This window comes from Lyngbya sp. CCY1209 (assembly GCF_055795065.1).
Genome location: NZ_JAYFER010000628.1, coordinates 1 through 21,555, shown reverse-complemented (window position 1 = coordinate 21,555; position 21,555 = coordinate 1). Strand labels below are relative to the sequence as shown.

At 55.7% G+C, this 21,555-nt stretch carries 16 protein-coding genes and 2 tRNA genes; 10 read left to right on the top strand and 8 right to left on the bottom strand.

What is annotated here, in order from left to right; all coding sequences use genetic code 11:
- Positions 1–28: 28 nt before the first annotated feature.
- Entirely contained in the window at positions 29–223 is a 195-nt protein-coding gene (locus AC0QHF_RS23970; protein ID WP_324706780.1) for a hypothetical protein, read from the top strand.
- On the opposite strand, the gene AC0QHF_RS23965 is transcribed toward AC0QHF_RS23970, so the two are convergent.
- Positions 175–1,032, bottom strand: a complete 858-nt coding sequence (locus AC0QHF_RS23965) for a cyanophycinase (protein ID WP_324706779.1) — start codon at positions 1,030–1,032, stop codon at positions 175–177. The two genes, AC0QHF_RS23970 and AC0QHF_RS23965, sit on opposite strands and share 49 nt — an antisense overlap.
- Before the next feature lie 624 nt (positions 1,033–1,656).
- On the opposite strand from AC0QHF_RS23965, the gene trmD reads away from it, so the two are divergent.
- Positions 1,657–2,385 (top strand): tRNA (guanosine(37)-N1)-methyltransferase TrmD, encoded by a 729-nt coding sequence (gene trmD / locus AC0QHF_RS23960; RefSeq protein ID WP_324706778.1) that lies wholly within the window; start codon positions 1,657–1,659, stop codon positions 2,383–2,385.
- Between the two features lie 136 nt (positions 2,386–2,521).
- Entirely contained in the window at positions 2,522–2,875 is a 354-nt protein-coding gene (locus AC0QHF_RS23955) for a hypothetical protein (protein ID WP_324706777.1), read from the top strand.
- A gap of 123 nt (positions 2,876–2,998) precedes the next feature.
- On the opposite strand, the gene AC0QHF_RS23950 is transcribed toward AC0QHF_RS23955, so the two are convergent.
- Positions 2,999–4,405 carry a glutaredoxin domain-containing protein gene (locus AC0QHF_RS23950; protein WP_324706776.1) on the bottom strand — a complete coding sequence of 469 codons (1,407 nt, stop codon included), beginning with the start codon at positions 4,403–4,405 and terminating at the stop codon, positions 2,999–3,001.
- Positions 4,406–4,927: 522 nt separating this feature from the next.
- Here AC0QHF_RS23950 and AC0QHF_RS23945 point away from each other — a divergent pair.
- The 4 genes from AC0QHF_RS23945 to AC0QHF_RS23930 all read left to right on the top strand — a co-directional run bounded on the left by AC0QHF_RS23945 (position 4,928) and on the right by AC0QHF_RS23930 (position 9,813).
- A complete protein-coding gene (locus AC0QHF_RS23945; RefSeq protein WP_324706775.1) occupies positions 4,928–6,685 on the top strand; it encodes an alpha-amylase family glycosyl hydrolase in 1,758 nt (585 codons plus the stop codon).
- Between the two features lie 80 nt (positions 6,686–6,765).
- A complete protein-coding gene (rnc, locus tag AC0QHF_RS23940) occupies positions 6,766–7,473 on the top strand; it encodes a ribonuclease III (protein ID WP_324706774.1) in 708 nt (235 codons plus the stop codon).
- Between the two features lie 134 nt (positions 7,474–7,607).
- The gene (locus tag AC0QHF_RS23935) at positions 7,608–9,683 is read left to right on the top strand and encodes a cation:proton antiporter domain-containing protein (protein WP_324706773.1); all 2,076 of its coding nucleotides are present in this window, start codon (positions 7,608–7,610) and stop codon (positions 9,681–9,683) included.
- A gap of 58 nt (positions 9,684–9,741) precedes the next feature.
- Positions 9,742–9,813: transfer RNA gene (locus AC0QHF_RS23930), tRNA-Gly, on the top strand.
- Positions 9,814–9,845: 32 nt separating this feature from the next.
- On the opposite strand, the gene AC0QHF_RS23925 is transcribed toward AC0QHF_RS23930, so the two are convergent.
- The 3 genes from AC0QHF_RS23925 to AC0QHF_RS23915 form a co-directional block, all read right to left on the bottom strand.
- Positions 9,846–9,917 (bottom strand) — tRNA-Lys (locus AC0QHF_RS23925).
- Positions 9,918–9,983: 66 nt separating this feature from the next.
- Positions 9,984–10,874, bottom strand: coding sequence for an aldose epimerase family protein (locus tag AC0QHF_RS23920; protein WP_324706772.1), 891 nt, complete (start codon positions 10,872–10,874; stop codon positions 9,984–9,986).
- Positions 10,875–10,966: 92 nt separating this feature from the next.
- Positions 10,967–12,838, bottom strand: coding sequence for a CapA family protein (locus AC0QHF_RS23915; RefSeq protein WP_324706771.1), 1,872 nt, complete (start codon positions 12,836–12,838; stop codon positions 10,967–10,969).
- Between the two features lie 425 nt (positions 12,839–13,263).
- On the opposite strand from AC0QHF_RS23915, the gene AC0QHF_RS23910 reads away from it, so the two are divergent.
- Positions 13,264–13,572: a DUF6679 family protein gene (locus AC0QHF_RS23910; RefSeq protein WP_324706770.1), complete on the top strand. Its 309-nt coding sequence runs from the start codon at positions 13,264–13,266 to the stop codon at positions 13,570–13,572.
- 41 nt (positions 13,573–13,613) lie between these two features.
- Here the strand turns inward: AC0QHF_RS23910 and AC0QHF_RS23905 are convergent, their stop codons facing one another.
- Positions 13,614–15,218, bottom strand: coding sequence for an MBL fold metallo-hydrolase (locus tag AC0QHF_RS23905; protein ID WP_324706769.1), 1,605 nt, complete (start codon positions 15,216–15,218; stop codon positions 13,614–13,616).
- Positions 15,219–15,329: 111 nt separating this feature from the next.
- On the opposite strand from AC0QHF_RS23905, the gene AC0QHF_RS23900 reads away from it, so the two are divergent.
- Entirely contained in the window at positions 15,330–15,881 is a 552-nt protein-coding gene (locus tag AC0QHF_RS23900) for a phycobiliprotein lyase (RefSeq protein ID WP_324706768.1), read from the top strand.
- A 92-nt stretch (positions 15,882–15,973) separates the two neighbouring features.
- Here the strand turns inward: AC0QHF_RS23900 and AC0QHF_RS23895 are convergent, their stop codons facing one another.
- On the bottom strand, positions 15,974–17,008 hold the full coding sequence (locus tag AC0QHF_RS23895) for a hypothetical protein (protein ID WP_324706767.1): 1,035 nt from the start codon (positions 17,006–17,008) through the stop codon (positions 15,974–15,976).
- A gap of 204 nt (positions 17,009–17,212) precedes the next feature.
- Between AC0QHF_RS23895 and AC0QHF_RS23890 the strand changes: the two genes are divergently transcribed.
- The gene (locus AC0QHF_RS23890) at positions 17,213–18,403 is read left to right on the top strand and encodes a helix-turn-helix domain-containing protein (protein ID WP_324706766.1); all 1,191 of its coding nucleotides are present in this window, start codon (positions 17,213–17,215) and stop codon (positions 18,401–18,403) included.
- Between the two features lie 404 nt (positions 18,404–18,807).
- Here AC0QHF_RS23890 and AC0QHF_RS23885 read toward each other — a convergent pair.
- Positions 18,808–21,555, bottom strand: a 2,748-nt coding sequence (locus tag AC0QHF_RS23885) for an Ig-like domain-containing protein (protein WP_324706765.1), incomplete at its 5' end; no start/stop codon positions are given.

Genomic DNA, 21,555 nt, shown 5'->3' with positions numbered 1-21,555 from the left:
CTCTAGGGTGATTCGTCTGTTGTATCCAATGTCAAACGTGAAAGACCGCAAAACTGTTCGCAGCGAACAGTTTTCTGACCGGGATGGGGGTCTGAAAACCAGAAAACTCGACCGGGTGGCGATCGCCGGTTTCGCCCCCGTCGAGATCGGTTCCCCGGGCTGGGACGGGAGGAGTTACAAGCTGGCCGCGGCCGGGGTGGCGGTGCGGGTCTCCATGTCGTAGGTGTCGCCGTGGGAGAGCACGTGGACCCGCAGCCCGAACAGGCTCAGGGGGTCCGTGGCGCCGACGCTGGGGGCGTTGGTGTAGGAGAGTTCCCTCGGATCGACGATGGTGACGGTCCCCTTGCCGATCACCCGCAGTTTGCCCCCCCCTTCAAACAGGGCGCAGGTGTCCTCGTCGATGCCGATGCCCATCTTGTCGGGGTGGGTGGCGATCGCACTAATTAACCGAGAAAAGCGGTTGCGGTTGTGGAAGTGCTGGTCCACCACCAGGTCCGGCAGGATGTCGAGTCCCGTCGCCATGTCCACGAGCGATCGGTTGGGGGATTCCCCGCTCCCCCCACCGGCGATCATGTGGTGGCTCATCACCGCCGCCCCGGCGCTGGTCCCGGCTAGGGCAATTTTGCCCGCCCGGGCTGCGGTGCGAATTTTTTCCATCAGGGGGGTGTCGGCTAACAAACTGTAGAGTCGCAACTGGTCGCCACCCGTCATGAACACACCCGTACATTCTTCTAAATAGCTGTGCCACTGGGGTTCTTCGCAGTGGTGCCGCTCTCGAATATCGAAGACTTTGAGCGTTTTGACACCCATTTCTTCAAAAATTCTCTGGTAGCGTTCCCCTTGAATGGCCGGTTCTCGGGAAGCCGAAGGCACGATCGCCAGTTGGGCGTTTTCTCCGCCGGCTCGGTTGAAAAAGGTTTGCAGAATCTCACGTCCATGAACCTTATCTTCGGCTCCCCCAATGACGAGAATTGAGGTTTTGGTTTGTTGGTGGATCATTTGTTCAAGGGCTTGAGATGTCAACTGCTGCATTTGATTCTCCTCGTGGTAGGCATGACTTCAACTCCGGGACTTCTTCGGCTGACTCCGGACTTCCACGCGAGGGCCGTCGTCCGACTCTGACCCAACAACTTCACTCGCCATTGGCATGAAGGAGATGGCAGAATTTGATGTCTCGTGGAGTTGCCCCCCGGTTGACGGCGAGTGGCGCCGACTCAAACTTCAAAGACCGGAGATATTTCCCGAATCTGACGTCTTTGGCGAATTTCCCCACGGATTTAGGATGTCGGTTCGACTCATCCCGTGACCTGTTGAGATATCCGGCCCTCTGGATCGGCCCATCGCCCGACACGACGATCGCCAGAGTGCCAATTGAGGTTGAATCCGGCATGGGAACTCGGATGGGGTCGGACTCTCGGGGAAAACGGACGGACTCCATTTGACTGAGGGAGCTGACCCCGATCGCCTTCAGTCGGGATTGGAGACGCGATCGCCGGGGCGAAATTGCCAAATCAAGGGAAATATTAGCATTTTAGTATATTTCGATACTAATTTAAACAATTCTTTAGATTAATGCATTATTATATAACATTGTAGCTTTCATGTTAAAACTTTTATTAGGATTTCTTAACAGTAGCTGACACCATCCAAAGTTTCGTGCAATTCGACATCATCACCCTGTTTCCCGACTTTTTCTCGGCCTCCCTGCAAGTGGGACTCCTGGGCAAAGCCCTGGCCCGAAACATCGCCCGGGTCAACTGCATCAATCCCCGAGACTTCGCCACCGACAAGCACCGCCGGGTTGATGACGAACCCTATGGGGGGGGCGTGGGCATGGTGTTGAAGCCCGAACCCATTTTCGCGGCCGTCGAATCCATCCCCCCCCTGCCGCGGCGGGAGGTGATTTTGTTGACCCCCCAGGGGGAGCGGATGCACCAGGGGTTGTTTCGAGAACTCGCGGCCAACTACGACCAGCTCGTTTTGATCTGCGGCCACTACGAAGGCATCGATGAGCGGGTGATGCAGTTGGTGACTCGCGAGGTGTCCCTGGGGGATTTCGTCCTCACCGGCGGGGAAATTCCAGCCCTGGCCCTGATCAACGGCGTGGTCCGCCTGCGCCCGGGAACCGTCGGAAAGGAGGAATCCCTCAAAGCCGAGAGTTTCGAGGACGGGCTGTTGGATTATCCCCACTATACCCGACCGGCGGAGTTTCGGGGAATGCGGGTGCCGGATGTCTTGCTCTCCGGCAACCACGGGGAAATCGATCGCTGGCGGCGGGAACAGCAACTCCGGCGCACCCGCTCACGCCGTCCGGATTTGCTGGCTGAGTTGAGTTCTGATGCGATCGGCGCCGAACCGGATGAGGGAGAGATAAGATCTAGATAGTTGCAGCAGTCGCCGGAGCGATCGGGACATCTGAAATTCCCGGAACCTCCCAATCGTGAACGGTCAACCTTTGCCGATCGCCCAAAGCCGACTGCCGATCGCTATCAATCCACAAACTCTCGACCTGTGACCTCTCATGAATCGCTCCCCCGAGGACTACATCCGCGCGATCGATCGGGCCGTCCGGCAGGACAATTTCCGCCATGCCACCGACCTGGCGTTTGAGGCGTTTGAATCTTATCCGAACTCCGAGAAAATTCGGCGGTACGCCCGGGTTTTTGCCTCGAAGACGTTGGCGTTTCACGAATTGCCCCCCAACCCGGAAATGTCCCTCAATTTGAATTGGGTCCTGCAACATCGCAGCACTTACCGGGGCCGGTGGGTGGCTCTGCGGCGGGGAGAATTGGTTGCCGATGCCGCCTCCCTGGACGAATTGGAAACCCAACTCGGGGATCAAATGCAATTCCTGTTTTGTACGGTCGTGTATTGATGGGGGGTGGGGTGTGCTCGGTGCTCGGTGCTCGGTGGGGAAAGTCAAAAGTTCCCCGTCACCCGAATTGGGGAGTCGGCAAGAAAAATTGACAATTATCAATTATCAATTATCAATTATTGATTAGCCCAACACCAGCAATTCCGGTTTGGCGATCATGATCAATCCGAAGAAGACCATAAACGCCCCCGCGAATAGCTTCAGAAACCGGCCCTGTTCTTCCTTCAGGCGATAGGACGAAAAAGAGTAGATAAAACTGAACAGAATCGCCAGCAGGGGTAGGATGTAGATGGCGGCATAAAATGCGGTCCAGACACTATAGCAAAATAGGGCATCGGTCTGGCAGGAGTTGACGAGGGTCGCCATGTAAACCGTCGGCAGGATCGCCGTACATCCCAACTCGATAATGTTCACGAAAATTGCCAGCAGCACCGTCGCCAAGATGGCGGCCGCAAATTTGCCGCGATCGCGTTGTGCCGTCTGCAGTTGGTTGACGATCCGCCGCGCTTTTTGGGTGACTTCGAGTTGCTGTTCTTTGGAAAGGGACAGGGAAACCGATTTTTTGAACCAGAAGAAATCTTTGATGTTGATCGCCCCCGCGATAGTAATCAGTGTCCCCAAAATGACCAAAACGATTTGACCGTATCTCTCCAGGAAAATTGACCCCACCAATACCATTGCCATGATGAAAATAAAGTACATCACAGCCGATGTCAGCACGAAGGTGGAACCCACGATCGCCATGTCGCGCCGGCTTTTGGTGTAGGTCAAAAGGGAGAGTAAAATGATCAGGACGGTAAACGCGCAGGGGTTGAAACCGTCGGCTAAAGCGACGGTAAAAACAAAGAGGGGAAAGGGGAGATTTTGGGCGAATTCTTTGATGGCGACATCCGGGGTCAAAACGATCGCCAAAAACAGACCCACCACCGCCGTTCCCATCAATCCTCCCACCCACAGCCGTCCCGTGGCTACCGGACGCTCGGAAATGTTGAAGATCGGATAGGTGAGGGCATAGAAAATCGGCAGCAGCAGGAATATCCAACTGGGAATTCCGGGGAAAACAGCCGCTTCGGATTCTTCCGCGATCGCCCGCCCGGGGATGTTTATCGCAGTGCCTAACTCCGCCTCGATCGCCGCCACAATTTGGTTTTGATATCCGATGTAAGCTTTGTAAACTGGATTGTATTCCAGTTCCCCTTCTTCTTCGGTGAAGCCGATAAAGGATTTGTCCCCGATGAGGGTGCGGGGAACGGCCCCGGTGTTGACATTATTTTCTCGGAGAAACTGTTCCCATTTTTCGGGCTGTTCATCGACCTCAACCTCGGTCAATTTGACCGTTTTATTGTTGGCATCGATGTACTCCAGAAGGGCTTTTTCTTTGATGCAGTGGGGGCAGGTCTTGCTGTGGAAAAACAAGACCTCGACGGACCTGTTGTCGGCCAACGCAGAGGGCTGAAATAAACCCCAAAAACCGAGCAAAATTGCGAGACAGAACGTTATCGCTTTTCGCCATTCAAATTGATGGAACATAAAACTCAACCTAAAAGTAGACAATTCGCCGAACCGATACCGCGATCGCACCCCCCGCCCCCGGGGACGACTTCCGTCTCTGGACGCTTTTGCTAAAATCGGTTAGGCTGGGGGTACGGGGTGCGGGGGTTCGCTGCAGTCGGGGCGCATCGGATGATGTCCGGCCCAAACAGCCCATTCCCTTACCACAAAGGACTTCTCGCCTTCGGTTCTTCGGCGAAAGTGCGATCGCAGGCCCGGGGGTTGTTGACAAATCTTTACTTGTATTGAACGGTTCTCAAGGAGTCCCGCAAAATTTCCATCTTTTACCGGACAAAGGAGTTTTTTTCTCAATCCTCAAATCCCAAAACGCGGGGAATTTACATCCCCCATATCGATCATAACTTCGATGACCGAACGATTTAAAAATTTCAAGTTTTCTTAACTTTTGTGCGATCGCTTCGATGGGTTTTTGCTATAACAAAGAAAGACCTTTGGAACCGATCCAATTGGGCGAAAATCTAGACGCAGAGAGGAAGCAATATGACCGTTGCTCAATTTCAGACTGAGTACGAATATTTTTGTCGCCGCATTCAACCCTTGCTGGAAATTGTCTACGACGAACCGACGACTTCTTATTTATCAGAAAAATTATTTGATATCATTCGGGAACATATTTCTCCCCAAACCCATGAAAATCTCAATAAGTGGACTGAAAATAACGTCACCTTGATCACCTACGGGGATACGATTTGCAGCGACAATCCCGACGAAAAACCTCTCGCCGTTTTGGATCGGTTCCTGGAAACCCGCCTCAAAGATACCATCACCGGAGTCCACATTCTCCCCTTCTTTCCCTACAGTTCCGACGACGGATTTGCGGTGATCGATTATCTGACCGTCAAACCCGAATTGGGGGATTGGAACCACGTCAAAAGTATCGCCGGCAAGTTCAACTTCATGGTCGATTTGGTTCTCAATCACGTCTCCAGCCAGCATTCCTGGTTTCAACAATTTAAAGCCTGCAAAAAACCGGGTCGGGACTATTTTATTTCCATCGATCCGAATACCGACGTTTCCGAAGTCGTCCGGCCCCGCAGCAGCCCCCTGTTGGTGAAAGTGGAAACGGTGGAGGGCGAAAAATACGTTTGGGCGACCTTCAGCGAAGATCAGGTCGATGTCAACTTCGCCAACCCGGACGTTTTGATCGAATATATCAAAATCATCCTGTTTTATGTAGTAGAAATCGGGGGAAAATATATCCGCCTGGATGCCGTCGGCTTTTTGTGGAAAGAACTCGGAACCCCCTGCATTCACCTGCCCCAAACCCACGCCATCATCAAACTGATCCGGGAACTGTTGCAGATGATCGATCCGGAAGTCGCGTTGATCACCGAAACCAACGTTCCCAACCGCGAAAATCTCAGCTATTTCGGCAACCGCAACGAGGCGCACATGATCTACAATTTCAGCCTGCCACCGCTGCTGCTGAACGCCATGTTGCAGGGGAAATCCGACCACTTGAAGACCTGGATGATGAGTATGCCGCCCGCCCCCGTCGGGTGCGCCTATTTCAACTTTACCGCCTCCCACGACGGCATCGGATTGCGTCCGGCGGAAGGGCTGCTGACGGATGAAGAATATAACAGTTTGTTGGCGACCATGCAGAAATTTGGGGGCAAAATTAGCATGAGGAAACAGCCGGACGGGAGCGAGAGTCCCTACGAAATTAATATTTCCCTATTCGATGCCATGAAAGGCACGGTCAAGGGGGAAGATAAATGGCAGGTGCAGCGGTTTATCTGCTCCCAAACGCTGATGATGTCTTTGGAAGGGATTCCCGCTTTTTACATTCACAGTTTGTTGGCAACCAGCAATGATTACGAGCGGTTGGAACGGCGGGGAATCAATCGGGCGATCAACCGCCACCAGTGGAATTTGGAGGCATTGGAACGGGATTTGGAAAACCCCCATTCGGACCGGGCGATCGTTTTTCAGGAACTCTGCCGGCGCATTCAGATCCGCCGTCGTCAACCCGCATTTCATCCCAATGCGACGCAGTACACTTTGCATCTGAAGCGATCGCTGTTCGGATTTTGGCGGCAGAGTATGAACCGAGATCAGAGCCTTTTCTGTATTTTTAATTTGAGCGATCGCCCCCAGCAACTCAACCTGTCCGACGTGAATCTCATCTGCGTCGATCCCTGGTTCGACCTGATCGGCGATCGCACCATCACCGACATTTACTCTAAGTTAATCTTGGAACCCTACCAGGCGGTTTGGATCACCAACAAATTCTGAAGTCCGGCGATTTTATCAAACCGTTGTAAAATGGGGGAGTCTCGACCCTTTCGAGCGATCGCCCAAAATCAACCCCGCCGATGTCATCTCCATCTCAACTCCCCCCCATTCAAAACCCCCAACTGAGGCACCGCGCCCTCGCCCATCGCTCCTACGTCAACGAACACCCGAACGCGGGAGAAAATAACGAGCGGTTGGAGTTTTTGGGGGATGCCGTTTTGGGCTTTTTGGTGGGGGAACTCCTGTACAAAAAATCGGTTCCCGAACCCCTCAGCGAAGCCCAAATGACCGGGCTGCGGTCGGCTTTGGTGGACGAAACCCAATTGGCGTGGCTGGCGATGCAATTCGGGCTGGGGGAACAAATGCGGCTGGGAAAGGGGGCGCTGTTGGAGGGGGGACGAGAGAATCCGGCCCTGTTGAGCGACACCTTTGAAGCCTACATCGGGGCCTATTATTTGGATGCCGGAATTGAGGCGGTGCGGGAATTTATCACCCCTTTATTTGGCGCGATCGCCGATGAAATTATCGCCTCCGTTTCCGCGACGGGCGATCGCCAACCCGCCCATTTGCTCGACTCAAAAAATCGCTTTCAGCAGTGGTCTTTGGCGGAATTGGGAGCAATTCCCAGATACCACATTGTGGGGGAATCCGGACCCGACCACGCCAAGGAATTCGTAGCCGAGGTGCGGGTGGGCGATCGCATTTACGGGGTCGGACGGGGGCGGCGCAAACAGGACGCCGAAAAGCGGGCGGCGGAAGATGCCCTGGTGAAACTGGGCGCGACCTGATTGGGATTCCCCGCCTCGGGGAACATGACATTTGAACAAAACCCTGTAAACTGAGGGGAGTCAATTTCGCCGATTGCGATCGATAAAATTGCGATCGCGACAGCCGATTTTCGAGCCGATAACAACCCGAAAATATGGAACATTTTTTCAGTTTGCTTCCCGACACTCCGATCGTCCCGTTTACCATTCTGATCCTGGTCAGTTTGACAATCCCCCCCATTTTCGAGCGTCTGCGACTGCCGGGACTGGTGGGGTTGTTGGTGGCTGGAGTCATCTTGGGTCCGGGGGGATTGCAACTCCTCGAACCCGACTCCGAAATCATGAAATTGCTCTCGGATATCGGAAAAATTTACCTGATGTTCGTCGCCGGTTTGGAAATCGACCTAGAAGAATTTCGACGCAAACGAAATCGTTCCCTGACCTTCGGAATTATGACCTTCGGACTCCCCTTAATTGTAGGGGCATCGGTCGGATTAACGATGGGTTACAGCCTCAATACGTCCGTTTTGATCGGTTCTTTACTAGCTTCCCACACCCTCCTCGGATACCCGATCGCGGCGCGGTTGGGGGTGGTTTCTAACGAGGCCGTCGTCGTCACCATCGGCGCGACAATTTTCACCGATATCGCCGCGCTGTTGGTATTGGCGATCTGCGTTTCCATCCACGGGGGCGACTTTTCGGCAATGACTCTGGTCGTCCAGTTGGGGGCGCTGGCGATCTATTCCGCGATCGTTTTGTTCGGTTTGGACTGGGCCGGAAAGGAATATTTTCGCCGCACCGGGGACGAAGAAAGCAACCAATTTTTGTTCGTCCTGTTGGCTGTTTTTTTGGCAGCGGTCGGCTCCCAAATTATCAACGTCGATCAAATTGTCGGCGCGTTTTTGGCGGGTCTGGCTGTCAACGACGTCATCGGCCACAGTCCGGTTGAAGAAAAGGTGGAATTCGTGGGCAGCACCCTGTTCATTCCCTTTTTCTTTGTGGGTATGGGATTGCTCATCGACCTGCCCGCCTTCGTGCAAAGTTTGACGGGGGGGCTCGCCCTGACGGCGGGAATTGTCCTGGGTTTACTTGCCAGTAAATTGGTAGCCGCGACGGCGATGAAACTGCTGTTCCGCTACAGTTGGAACCAAACGTTAACGATGTGGTCCCTGTCAATTCCCCAGGTGGCGGCAACCCTGGCCGCCGCTTTGGCTGCCTTGAATGTGGGACTCATTTCCACCGAAGTTTTTAACAGCGTCATCGTTTTGATGTTGGTGACATCGCTTTTGGGACCGGTGCTGACCGCCCGATTTGGCGGTCAATTATCCATCCCCAAAGCCGATTTTGATGCGGGGGCGGAGGATTGGCTTCCCTCCTCGACTCACTCCGATATCGGGGTAGAAAATCCGTCCCAAAAATTGACGGTTTTGGTCGCCGTCTCGAACCCTCTGTCGATCTCCTATTTGATCGAAATGGCGTCGTTGCTGGCCCGCCACGAGTCGGGTCGGGTGCTTCCCCTCAGCGTGGCTCCGGCTCGCATTCGCATGGACGAACCCCAGTTAGAGATGAGTTTGCGACAGAGCGATCGCCTCCTGGAACGGGCGTTGGAGGTGACGAAGGAGTTTGAAGTCGAAGCCGAAACCCGACTCCGCATCGACGACGATATCGCCGAGGGCATTAGCCGGACGGCGCGAGAATGGGGGGCGAGTCTGATCGTGATGGGCTGGAGTTCCACCACCACCCTGCGGGCGCGACTGTTCGGAAGCCTGATCGACAGCGTGTTTTGGGCGTCTCACTGTCCCGTTGCGGTTTTGAAGCTGCTGGAGGAACCGAGCAACATCCACCGGATTTTGGTTCCGGTGAAAAATTTGACCCCCCAGGCGCTCCGGACGGTGCGCTTCGCCCAACTGTTCGCCGACACCAATGGGGCCCAGGTGATGTTGCTGCACGTGTGCGATCGCCGCACGAGTCAGGAACAGGTGAAGGAGTTCGAGTCGGAGTTGTCGCGAATCGTCGCCCAGTCGGAGCTCCAGGTGCAGTGCCAGATTCAAATTGTCGCCGCAGATGATGTCGCCGCAGCCCTCCTACAGGTGTCCCGGGACTTTGATATGGTCGTGCTGCGATCGATGCGCCGTCGCACGGCGGGGGGACTGGCCGTCAGCGACGTGACGACGGAGATGATCCAAAACTTGACTTGTTCGGTGATGCTGTTTGGCGAACCTTACTCTTGATTTTTCGATGCCGAGGTGATATGATTAAGATTGCTCAGATTCTAGGCTGGGATCTGTTGCGGGTGTAATTCAGTGGTAGAATGTCAGCTTCCCAAGCTGAACGTCGCCGGTTCGAGTCCGGTCACCCGCTTTCCCTTTAAGTTCTTATCCTGCCAAAGTCAATGGGTCGCCCGGGACTCGAACCCGGAACTAATCGGTTAAAAGCCGAGTACTCTACCATTGAGTTAGCGACCCAATTCAGTGCGATCTCTCACACAGTTTTTTATAATAGCACTGCATTTTGGGATGGTCAAGCCTTTTTTATAAAAAAGTTGCCGTCAGGTAGACCACCATCTCGCAACTCGCCCCGGGCTTCAGGTGCGTCAGCAGTTCTCCGGTGTTGAGGGCGTTCCTCGGAGCCGTCCAAGGTTCGAGACAGACGTACTCCTTCCCCCGGACGCTCCAGAACACCACCCGGGAGTAAGCCGCGCTGTAGCTCAGGGACACTCGCACGTTGCGGCTCCGATCCGTCAGGGTCGCCCCCAAACCGGTCAGCGGCCCGAAGATGGCGTCGATTTCGGGAATGTCGGGGTCGAAGCGGCCGCGAAAATCGTGAAGTTTCTGGGTTTGCTGGTCCCAATACTGCATCGCCGCGATTTCAAAGTGGAGCCGGCCCTTATCTTGGGCTAGGAAGTAGGGGTGCAACCCGGCCGAGAAGGGCATCGACTGGGGGGGGAGGCCGTCCATCGTGCCGCACAAATTCGTGAAACGCTGAAAAATTTCCAACCCGTTGCCCTTCAGGGTGTAGGTGAACTCCAACTCGAAGTCGAAGGGATAGAGCGATCGCGTTTCAGCATTACTCGTCAACCCCAACGTGATCGACGCCCCGTCAGTCCGCCCCTGGTTCCGCACTGTCCAGGGCAAATTGCGGGCGAAGCCGTGCTGTTTGAGCGTATATTGTCGCTCCTGGTAAGTGTAGGTGTTCTCCGGCAAATTCCCGCAGATGGGGAACAAAATCGGAATTCCCCCCCGCACCGTCAGACTCGGGTCGGCAAACCGCTCGTCATCCATGTAGAGGAGTTCTTCGCCTTTGACGGACCACCGAGTAATCAAGCCGCCCCGCTCCGGGACGACTTCCAGGCGGGACTCGGCACCGTGGTCAAACAGCGTGTAGGTTTTGTATTGTTTTTGGTTGAGTGCGATCGCAAACACGGTGATTTACTCTTTCCTAGGAATGGTTCGGCGGTCAAACGACAGGGATGGCGGAGATCGATTTCGACGGGTTCGGGGGGGTCGGGAATGACTCAGAACCCGGGAGCCAGGGGGGGAAGATGAATTCCCGAAACATGGCGAGCCGTCGCGGACGAAAATCGGGCTTCGATTTCCGTTCCGGCCGGCTGACGTTCCCCGGTGCGATTCCGAGGGGGGATCGCAACATCAAAGGAAATTGCGGAATTAAACCCATTGTAACTTTGCGACGACGAACTCGATTCCGGTTGAGGCGTCGAAATGAACGGTTCCTTGATAAAGGGGGTTTTGATAAACGGTTCCAAATCGTCGGGTTCCGTCGGAGAAGTCGCCGCCGACGATTCCGGGGCGGACAAATCCGGCAGCACCGGTTCGGCTGTCCCCCCGTCCGACCGAGGCTTCAACACCACAGCCGCATCCATCGGCCGGTCGAAAATGCGGGAGAGTCGCTCCACATTCCGCAAAATTTCCTCCCCCTTGTTCCCGCGAACCACTTGGGCTTGATAATCCCGCACCTCGACGGGCAGGAATTCGACTTTCATTTTTCGATTCTGCTTGAGCGAAACCTTCAAAATCGCGGTATCGTAATCGTTGCGGCTGTTGCCCCCGAAAATAAAATTTCCCAAGGAATAGACGATCGGCCGGCCCTTGTAAATTTCTGCACCCTGAAGGACGTGGGGATGGTGTCCGACGACGACATCAGCTCCTTGGTCAATCGTATAGCGAGCCAGATCGATTTGCCAATCTCCCGGATATTCGGCCAACTCCACGCCCCAGTGATAGTTGACCACCACCCAGTCCACCTGGTCGCGGACGGCGCGGATGTCGGCGGCGACCCGTTCGTCGTGGCGGGGGTTGGTCCCGGCTTGCTCCTCGGTGGCGGCGTGGAAATCGGCGTCGTAGTAGCCGAAATAGGCGATACGCTGGCCCTTGACTTCCAAAATTTCCGGCCTCCGAGCCTCCACGATGTCGCGGCCCGCCCCGATCGCGTGGATGCCGGCCTCTTGCAAGGTTTCCAGGGTTTCTACCAGTCCCGGTTCTTCGTAGTCCATCGTATGATTGTTTGCCAAATTGACCAGATCGATCCCGCCTTCTGTCAATACCTGAACCGCCTGCGGATCGGCCTTGAAATTAAATTGTTTGTTGGGGCGAATCAGGGTCGATCGCGTCAGGGGATTTTCCAAGTTTACCATCGCCACGTCGGCCTCCCGATATTCGTCCAACTCCGCGAAGGCCCAGGCGTAATCGTCCCCCACTTTGTCCGCGAAGGAGTTAGCCAGGGTGACGTCGCCGCCGAACATTAGGGTGACGGTGGGATCGTCGGGGTTCAGCAGGGCGGTGTGTTTGACCACCGGCACGGTTTCCAAAGCCGCCCGCACCGTATCGGTGCGTTTCGGCGGCGCGGCCGTGACGACCGCTTCGCTGGCCTGTCGCCGTCCGGCCGGGGAGGGGGCCACGACTTGGCTTCCCATCACCTCGTAGTAACTCACCCAACATCCGATGATGAAAGACGCAACCGCCGACCCCACCATCAACAGGGTGCGGAGGGTTTGGAAGTTGATGCGCTCGGGGGAAAGGAGGTTCCGCGTCCGGCGGCGGGAGCGGGTCGCCGGGGTGACGATGCGGACGGAGCGGTTCCAGAGGATCTGCGGCTGGCCGGCAAACCGGCCGGCGATTTTCACCCCTTCCACCCGGGGGGAGTTGAGTTTCCAGAGCAGGTGGCAGATGTGCTTGACGAGGCGCTCGGCGATGGGTTCCTGCCGGAACTCCACGAGCACTTGCAGGCACCCGTTGCGGTCGGGGAACACCCGGGCTCGGATGCCCTCCGGGGCCAGATAGCTGTCGATCAAATGGCCGAGCGCCCGAAAGTCCCCGGCCCGGGCCAGGTCGAAAAGGGTCGGTCGAGATAAATTTTGTGCGTAAACCATAGTTGAAATCTGCTTCCCCCTAATCAGAATTGGAGGCGATCGCGGACATTTCCGGTCGGACGAGACGGTTTTGGGCCCCGGATTCTCGCCCGGGGGAGCGATCGCCTCCCCCATCTCGCTGAAATCTTGATGACAGCAGTTTCGACCATCGATCAAGTTTCGACGATTTTTCAAATCCAAAGTTTATCACGCCCCCCTCGCCCCCTGGATGCCGAAGGCCGGCGAAAATCGGGCGCCGTCCCATTTCTTCCCCCTCGGGCCAGAGCATTTGTGGGAATCCCGCATAATACGCTATAAAGAACGGAAAGTTTGGCGCTGCGATCGGCTACAATTGAAGTGGCTCGGCGATGAATTCATCCGCCGGCCCCCGGCCTTTCAGCAGGCAACTTTCAACAGCCAGCGAACTTCTCAGGATTAAGTTAAAAATGCTACATCGCAAGATCTATCAACTGTGTTGTGATGGCCGCGAAGTCTGCATCTTTTTGCGGGACCAACAACGGTGGATCGAAAGGGCTCGGATTCTTGATATCGAAGGAGATTTGGTTACGCTGCGCTACGAGACGGAGGAAGATGACGAAGTGTCATCTTGGGAAGAGATGGTGCGCTTGGAGAGCATCGGCTCCATCAGCCAAAAACTCGCTTCGGTTCCCCGGGGGGATTTCGACTGGCAGATCGCCGAGGACTGTCCGGAAGCTGAACAACTTCGCAACCCCTCGGACTACGACCGCGAATAAATTGATCGTTGATCGTTGTTCATTCATTTTCTCGCGCCCGATCAAGGGCGGTCGATCGCCTCGAAGACGGGACAGTAGCCCTCGGGGGTGACTTTGAATCCGTACAGCGCCGAAACCGGGTTCCAGCAGCGCTGTCCCCGGTAAAATTGGCAGTTGCCACAGCAGTCCAAGTCCGGGGGAATGGCGCGATCGCTCCCCCGGGCGAGAAATTCCCGCTGGGAAATTCCCCGCAACACCAACTCTTCCCCCTGCCACCGCGCCTCCACTATCCCCGTGTCCCCGAAGGTGGACCAGCGTGGGTCCCGGGAGAGTGCGTTCGGCAGGGTGACGTTCACCTCCGTACTCGACTCCGTGAGCTCCCCCTGGTAGTGGGTTTCCGGGAGGGTGGGTTGCAGGAAGGTTTCCCCGATGGGCAGCGGGACTTCGACTCCGGCGGCGGGGTAGTGCAGTTGGTAGCGGTTCCGCAGTTCGTCCAAGTTGGTCAGGTCGGCCAGGTAGGTCGGCGAACCGTGGACGAAAATGACGTGCTGGGGCCGCAGGTTGTGGATCAGTTGGGTCGTGCCGGGGGCGTCGCAATGTTCGGTGAGGAAATAGGTTTCCACCGCGATCGCTTCGGAGCGGGCGATGGGGGGGACGTCGGCGCTACTGCCGGGGGGTTCGGGCAGGAACAGACTCCAATACCCCGGTCGGTGGCTGATGTAGGGTTCGATGTCCGCCCCGGTATCCACGATCAAGATACAGGGCTCCCGGTCTAGTTCGGGCAGCAGTTCTGGGGACAGGCGACGCACCCGGGGCCGGATGCGGTCGTCCCAAAACAGGGGTTGGTGCTGGGCGAAGTTTTGGATGCTGGCGGGGAAGTGGGGCAGCAGTTCCAGGTAAATATCGCACCCCAGGGCGACCATGCCATCGACCCAAACATCGATATCCCGGCCCGTGAAATAGTGGTGGGAGCGCAGCAGCATCAGCAGTTCCTGACCCAACCCCAGGGCGGGGGTGGGGAGCAGGACGGACTGGCCCGAGGCGATCGCCCGGTAGATGCGTTCGGCCAGTTGGTTTTCCAGTTGGCGACGGTGGGGGTGGCGGGCCGTCCCGTAACTGCCCTCCGCAATCAGCACGTCCGGCCGCAGTCCCCGCAGTTCCCCCAGCGGCAGTCCCTCCACTAACCGGGAGTTAGAGAGGAAAAAATCCCCCGTATAGAACAGTTTGTAGGTGCGGTGGGGGGAAGTGTAAGTCAGCAAAATACAGGTCGCGCCGGGCAGGTGCCCGGCGGGGAAGAGGGTGACGGTGAGTCCGTCCTGGAGCGCGACTTCCGATCGCAGGGGCAGGGGCTGACAAAATGGCGGAATTTCACCCCGTTTCAGCGCCTCCGGCCAGTTGAGGGGCAGCAGTTGGGCGGTGACTTCGCTGGCGTAGATGGGGAGGTCGGGAAGGGCGCGGTGCAGGGGCAACAATCCGCGCACGTGGTCGGCATGGGCGTGGGAACACACCACCAAATCCGCCCGGGGGGAGTCGGGGGCGGCCAGCAGCGGCGAAATGTCCCGCAATCCGCACTCGAGTAAGATGCGGTGGGGCCCCATCCGCAGGAGCAAACACACCCCGTCATCTTCGTGGCCAACGCTATAGGGAAAGCACTCCAGATCAATCACAGCGATCGGTCAACATGAGAATTTAACTTAGATTTTAGATTTTTTGGGGATTTTGCTAGAACATTATTAAGAAGTATGTCGAAATTTAAGTTTAAGTTTTTTTAAGTTGCCATGTCGATTTCTCAATTACAGCACTTTTTTGATTGCTGTGTCGGAACCTGGACGACGGAACGCACCTACCATTACCTGAACCATCAGGAAGTGGAGCGATCGCACACGGAATTCGTCATCAACCCCCTGGAGACGGCTAATAAAATCAAAGTCCTCGAGGACAACCGCCTCTCCCACGCGGAACCCGAGGGTTTGCCGGGATACCAACTGGCATTCAACACCGTATCGGAAACGGGGGAACGGGTCTCCCAAGATTTGAATATCTTATTCGTACCCCGCAAAATTGAACTTCCGTTTATCGAAGGGGACTATTTGCGCGATCGCGCCTACGAAGAGGCCCGGGCGATGGTGGCCTATTTTCGCTTCGACACCCGCACCCGGGAGCTGTTGATGACTACCACCTACACCCGGGTCGTTTCCGTCGATTCCATCACCTTGATCAATCCCAACCTGCGAATCCGCAGAATCCTCAACTACCAGCGTCCCCTCGACAATGAACCCCTCGACACCGTTCTTTTGGCCGGGTTCGGGGTGGAGCAGAAGAGGGGGTAGGGTGTGGGGAATGGGGTGTGGGGTGTGCTCCCTCTGCTCCCTCTGCTCCCTCTGCTCCCTCCGCCCCCCTGCTCCTCTGCCCCCCTGCTTCTCTACCGAATTTCAAATTCCGTACCCCGGTAGCAGCCCTGGAATGAGGTCAGGGGGACTCCCGCCGCTTGGCTGAAGCGGGTCATGACCGCCGGGGAGGTGGTTTCCCAGCGGTAGACGAAATCGCCCAGAAATTGCCCGTTTTCTTCGTAGCTGTACTCCTGGATGGGAATGCCCTCGACCCCCGTCACCGCCTGATCGTGGTAGCCGTTGAGGATGATTTTTTCCACCGTCGCGCCGTCTTCGAGAATCACGTTCCATCTCACCGGTTCGTAGGAGGAGAGGACCAGCACGATCGCCTTGTCCCGTCGCCCCACTTTCACATCGATGGTTCCGGTGGTGCGATCGCCCATGCCGTGGCGGGAGTCAGCCTCGTAGACGCCCACGAAATGCAGTTCGCGATCGCCCGTCGCCGGTTTCACGAAGGCGGAACAATCCCCCGAACTGCCCGTCCCGCCGATGGTTTGGAATAAAACCGGAGGGGCCGACGGCGGTTGATTTCCCGTCAAATTACCTTCGACAATCGGCATCAAAGAAGACCAGGTATTCATTCCCAATGCGGCGATCAGTGCCGTCCCCGCACCGACGGGAATCAAGGTGAGCAAATATCGCAGCGATCGCGATCGCCGACCCGATCTCACATTGCGGGCGATCGCGTAGCGGAGATCCCGGAGGGGATGGGTTTCGTCATCCAAACCCGCCAACAATTCCAAGCTTTCCGGTTCTTCGAGCAAGCCCTGGACGATTTTACCATCCCCCACATACAATTTTCTCGTCTTGCGATCCAACAGCAACCAATTTTCGTCCGTCCGCGTCAACCCGTAATCCTGCAAAATGGGGCGGTTTTCTTTGTATTCCAAAAAAACCTGCCAAGCCGCAACGTTAGCCGTTCCCAAGCTTTCCCCGTCGGCGTACATCACCTGATTGATTTGCGGTTCCCAATGCCAAGCCACCCAGCGGCGATCGGCTCGATAACCCAACGCTTTTTCGAGACGGGGGTGGGCATTGAGATTCAGGGGTTCGATAAAGTCAGACATGGCGATTTCTGATCGTTGAGATTTCGGTCATTCTCTCTCTTATAACATTCTATGACTATCCGCCTGGGAGGCTGAGAAACCCGGTTTCCGGCTCGAATCCCCAATTATCAATTTTCAATTGTCAATTATCAATTAGATTCGCGGTGTCTTCCCAGAGGAGATAATCCGCCTCCGCATCCGGACTGAGGACAAAGTGATTGAAAAATGGGTCACATAGGTTGGATTCGGGAGCGACACATGACGAGTAACATCAATCCCACAGTTGATTTCGGTACGGCGGGGGTGACGGCGGCAGAGATATCGTCGGAAGACGTGCGGGTGCTGCTGCGTCAGATCGAAGCGGAACTGCACCAGAGCGAAGTGTATCGGATCGCCCTGCAAAGTCTGAAAAAGACGTTGGGGGAAGGGACAAATCAAGCGGAAATCGTGGTTCGAGCCGTGGGGCGGGAGGCGATTCAACTTTCGATCAAACAGTTGATTCGGCGGCACAGAATGATGGTTCGGACGGCCGCGGCCCAAAGCGCGATCGCACCCGATTCAACCCCCGAACCGGAGGCGGTTTCTCCGACACCCCCGCCCCCCCCACCGCCCTCCGTGGTTGACGTGGGGGCGGTACGGGAGACATCCGGAGAGGAATCGGACATCGAGGAGACGGGGGGCAAAAGCGAAATTTCTCCCCCATCGGAAGCGGAAACGGCGGCGGAAACAACCCCTCCCACCCCGAAACCCGCCCCGGCGAAAAAGAAAAAGCGCAAAAAACTCACCCCCGCCGAACGGGCACAACAGGCGAAACGGCAGCGGGAAGATCGCCTGCGTCAACTCGGGAAAACCCTCCAAGACGCCCGGGAAGCCTGTTCTGTGTCCCTGCGACAACTGCACCACCAAACCCTCGTCCCCGTCAGCCTCGTGCAAGCCTTGGAAACGGGATGTTTGGACCGCCTCCCGGAAGATATCTATTTGCGGGGGTTCATCTGCCGCCTGGGGAACGCTTTGGGACTCGACGGGCCGACGCTGGCTGCTTCCCTGCCGACTCCGAGCCCCGACGGCTACCCGGTTCCTTCCTGGTCCAAGGTGAAATTGAATTCCGGGTTTTATCTCAATTCGGTCCACCTGTATTTGGGCTACACCGCCATCCTCGCCGGTTCCCTGAGTGGTTTCGCTTGGCTGGCCCAACAACCTTTGCCGGAAAGCGAACTGCCCCCCGACGTTCCGGAGGCGACGCCGGACGCCAAATCGGAAGCGGAAGTCGAAGCGGTTCCGGGGTTGAAAAGCGATCGCACCCAGGGCATCGTCTTGGGCGCCGATATCGCCCCCCCCGAACGGATGGCGCCGGAGTTGATACCCCAGCAGTTGACGAGTATGGGGGCGGGAAATTTTGTTCCCAATCCGGGGTGATATTATAGCTGTCAGTTGTCAGGTATCAGCAGTCAGCTAATATCAAATCCGGTTATCCCCTCCTAAACCTCCCCAATCATCGACCGATGATTTGATCGGGTAGGGGCGCAAGGCTTGCGCCCTCGGGGAATTGATTCCCAAGCGGTCTCGATATCTGACCCGTTTTTTTTCCGGGCATTCAACCGGATTTGATATAACGCTCGAAGTCTCACCATTTCCCGAGGCGGGGATGTGGGGATGTGCGAATGATTTTGGCAGTTGCGATCGCACTGAGAATTGTGTTGCAGAAGTCGGAAAGAATGGCTCCCCTCTCCCAAAATTGGGAGAGGGGTTGGGGGTGAGGGCTTTCATCCATCAACTCCCCTCTCCACAAAGTTGAGAGAGGGGTTGGGGGTGAGGGCTACTTAAAACACCCAGAAATCAGTCTCGCTGAGATCCTCCTGAACCTGTGCAATAGCCGTCTCATCTCCCACAGACACAGTTGGATTATAGTACAAAATTCCACGACTTGGATCGTAAATAAGAGGGGTACTGACGACTTGCAACCAGGGGTCGTAATCGGGAATTATCGCAAACTCACCTTCAGTCAGTGCGCCGGGTGACAAAACATCAAATCCCTCTGAATCCAGGTAAATTTTATCACCTTCAGCAGAACTAAAATCAGTGATAGTATCCACCCCATAAGAACCATCTGGACTGAAGTTAAAGGAAAACGTATCGGCTCCCACACCCCCTTCGAGACAGTCATTTCCTCGGTCTCCAGAAAGCATATCATTTCCTTCGCCACCGAAGACGGAGTCATTGCCTTTGCCCCCATAAAGACAGTCATTTCCTTGGTCTCCATAAAGGATGTCCTGGCCCAGGCCACCGAAGAGGGAATCATTGTCTTGGCCCCCATGAAGACAGTCATCTCCTCGGTCTCCAAAGACGATATCATCGCCCGGGCTACCGAAGACGAAATCATTGTCTTTCCCCCCACGAAGACAATCATCTCCAACACCCCCAAGCAAACTATCAATTCCCCGATTACCCTGGAGTGAGTCATTGCCAATCCCGCCTACAGCCGTATCCTTTCCGCCACCCAAGAGAACTTCATCATCATAAAAGATCTCATTATCCTGACTGGTACTCGCAAAACTCTGGTTTCCCGAAGCATCCTCAGCCGCATTCTCCCGCACCGTCGCCGTAACAGTTTCATCTGGGACCATCCCACTCACCGCAACGGTAAAAAAGCGATCTTCATGGCCACTCACCGGAGTTACATTCACCGTCGGTGCCTCTGCCATCCCTCCCAACAAAACATCATTGGCATCAAAGCCAGTAATCGGCTCACTAAATGCCACCGTGAAATTCAACGGTTCTTCAAATGCAGGGTCGTCCTGATAGTTGGCCTGGTTAATCGTCACAGATGGTCGCTCATTATCAGTTGGAATAGCTGACAGGTTAATTCTCGCTTCATCCCAAGTCACCCCAACTGAGCGGTCAGAAAAGTCACGACTCACAATTCCAAGCCCCCCCGGCGGTAGCAGTAGCTCCGGCGGTAGTATCAGAGCCGAATCCTGATAAAAGATCTCATTTTCGGCTTCAACCGGCAGCAGCGGTTGTAAAATCGCCAACAATTCGGGCGACAAATTTGCGGTCAAAGCCTGAATTTGTTCCGCCGTAAATCCCTGCACCTGTTCCGCCGTCAAACCCGACAAAAATCCCTGCAACTGTTCGGCGCTCACACCCTCAGTCAGCGCTTGAATCTGTTCCGGCGTCACCGCCTGCCACTGTGCCAAACTCAAGCCTTGGGCGGTTGCCTGCAACTGTTCCGGCGAGAGTTTTTGCAGCAGCGTTGTCAACACCTCCGGCGTCACCGCCTGCCACTGCGCCAAACTCAAACTGTTGGTGAAGCTGGCGACTTGTTCGGCATTCAAATCTTGCACCTGTTCGACGCTCAAGGTTTCATACAAAATCCGAACTTGTTCCGGCGCAAATTTATCAATCAAACTGCCAATTTGTTCCGGGCCAAAACCTTGAATCTGTCCCGGAGACAATCCTCCAATCAAGGCGGTAAATTGTTCCGCTGTCAACCCTTGCAGTTGTTCGGCGGTCAAACTTTCCAAAAAGGCTTGGGTTTGTGCCGATGACAAGTCTTGGGTCACTTCTCCCCACTGTTGCGGTGTCACCCCTTGCAATTGCTGGGGACTCAACACCGGGATAAAGGTTCGCAACTGCTCGGGTGTGGTGTTTTGGGTGAAAGCTTGCCACTGTTCTGGCGTCACCGCCTGCCACTGTTGCGGCGTGAAGTTTTGCGTCAAAGTTTGCAACGTTTCCGGCGTGAAACTTTGCAGTGCATCCCGCCAATCCTCCGGCGCAATTGCCGCGATTTCTTCCGGCGTGAACGCCAGAATTTGTTCGACAGTCAGGAGGGGCGGTTCATAAGTAAATTCTTCGCCAATAACAGTCACCGGAATGGTTTCCAAAGACTGTTCTTGTCCCCCCCAATAAATCACCCTTCCAGCCGGGTTGAATACCAGGTTGACCGTACCCCGTTGATTCATCCCTCCCACACCAACAGAATACCGCCGAGTTGTCATTGCTGACAGGTTAATTATCGGTGAAATTCCCGGTGAAAATGCCGTGCCAGATGCGATGAAATCGCCGGTGTCAAGGCCGGTGACTAGCTGATTAAATTCGACTTCAAAACTGACGGCATCCGGTTCGGGTTGCAGGTCGGGTTGGCCAATTGTTGCCGTCAAGGGGACAGGTACAGTGGTATCCACGGTGAGACTCACCGCCGTGGAAGTTTCGGAGATGTTCCCCGCCGCGTCTGCGGCTGTAGCCGTCAAGTTGAAAGTGCCTTCTGCCAAGGCGGTGGCGGGGGTGAAACTCCAGTTTCCGTCCGCGTCGGGAATCGTGGTGCCGAGTGAGGTTTCGTCTCGGAAGATAGTGACGGTGCTTCCGGCTTCGGCGGTGCCGGTGATGTCGGGGGTGGTGTCGTTGGTGATACCGTCGCTGGTGATAACTGGGACAACAGGGGAGGTGGAGTCTATGATTAAGCTCGTTGCTGTCGATGTTGCAGAGATGTTTCCCGCCGCGTCTGCGGCTGTAGCCGTCAAGTTGAACGTACCTTCTGCCAAGGCGGTGGCGGGGGTGAAACTCCAGTT

Excerpts from the sequence above, each read along its gene's own strand:
- AC0QHF_RS23970 (WP_324706780.1), top strand. The coding sequence starts at position 29 with ATGTCAAACGTGAAAGACCGCAAAACTGTTCGCAGCGAACAGTTTTCT.
- AC0QHF_RS23965 (WP_324706779.1), bottom strand. The coding sequence starts at position 1,032 with ATGCAGCAGTTGACATCTCAAGCCCTTGAACAAATGATCCACCAACAA.
- AC0QHF_RS23955 (WP_324706777.1), top strand. The coding sequence starts at position 2,522 with ATGAATCGCTCCCCCGAGGACTACATCCGCGCGATCGATCGGGCCGTC.
- AC0QHF_RS23950 (WP_324706776.1), bottom strand. The coding sequence starts at position 4,405 with ATGTTCCATCAATTTGAATGGCGAAAAGCGATAACGTTCTGTCTCGCA.
- AC0QHF_RS23945 (WP_324706775.1), top strand. The coding sequence starts at position 4,928 with ATGACCGTTGCTCAATTTCAGACTGAGTACGAATATTTTTGTCGCCGC.
- rnc (WP_324706774.1), top strand. The coding sequence starts at position 6,766 with ATGTCATCTCCATCTCAACTCCCCCCCATTCAAAACCCCCAACTGAGG.
- AC0QHF_RS23935 (WP_324706773.1), top strand. The coding sequence starts at position 7,608 with ATGGAACATTTTTTCAGTTTGCTTCCCGACACTCCGATCGTCCCGTTT.
- AC0QHF_RS23915 (WP_324706771.1), bottom strand. The coding sequence starts at position 12,838 with ATGGTTTACGCACAAAATTTATCTCGACCGACCCTTTTCGACCTGGCC.
- AC0QHF_RS23910 (WP_324706770.1), top strand. The coding sequence starts at position 13,264 with ATGCTACATCGCAAGATCTATCAACTGTGTTGTGATGGCCGCGAAGTC.
- AC0QHF_RS23900 (WP_324706768.1), top strand. The coding sequence starts at position 15,330 with ATGTCGATTTCTCAATTACAGCACTTTTTTGATTGCTGTGTCGGAACC.
- AC0QHF_RS23895 (WP_324706767.1), bottom strand. The coding sequence starts at position 17,008 with ATGTCTGACTTTATCGAACCCCTGAATCTCAATGCCCACCCCCGTCTC.
- AC0QHF_RS23890 (WP_324706766.1), top strand. The coding sequence starts at position 17,213 with ATGGGTCACATAGGTTGGATTCGGGAGCGACACATGACGAGTAACATC.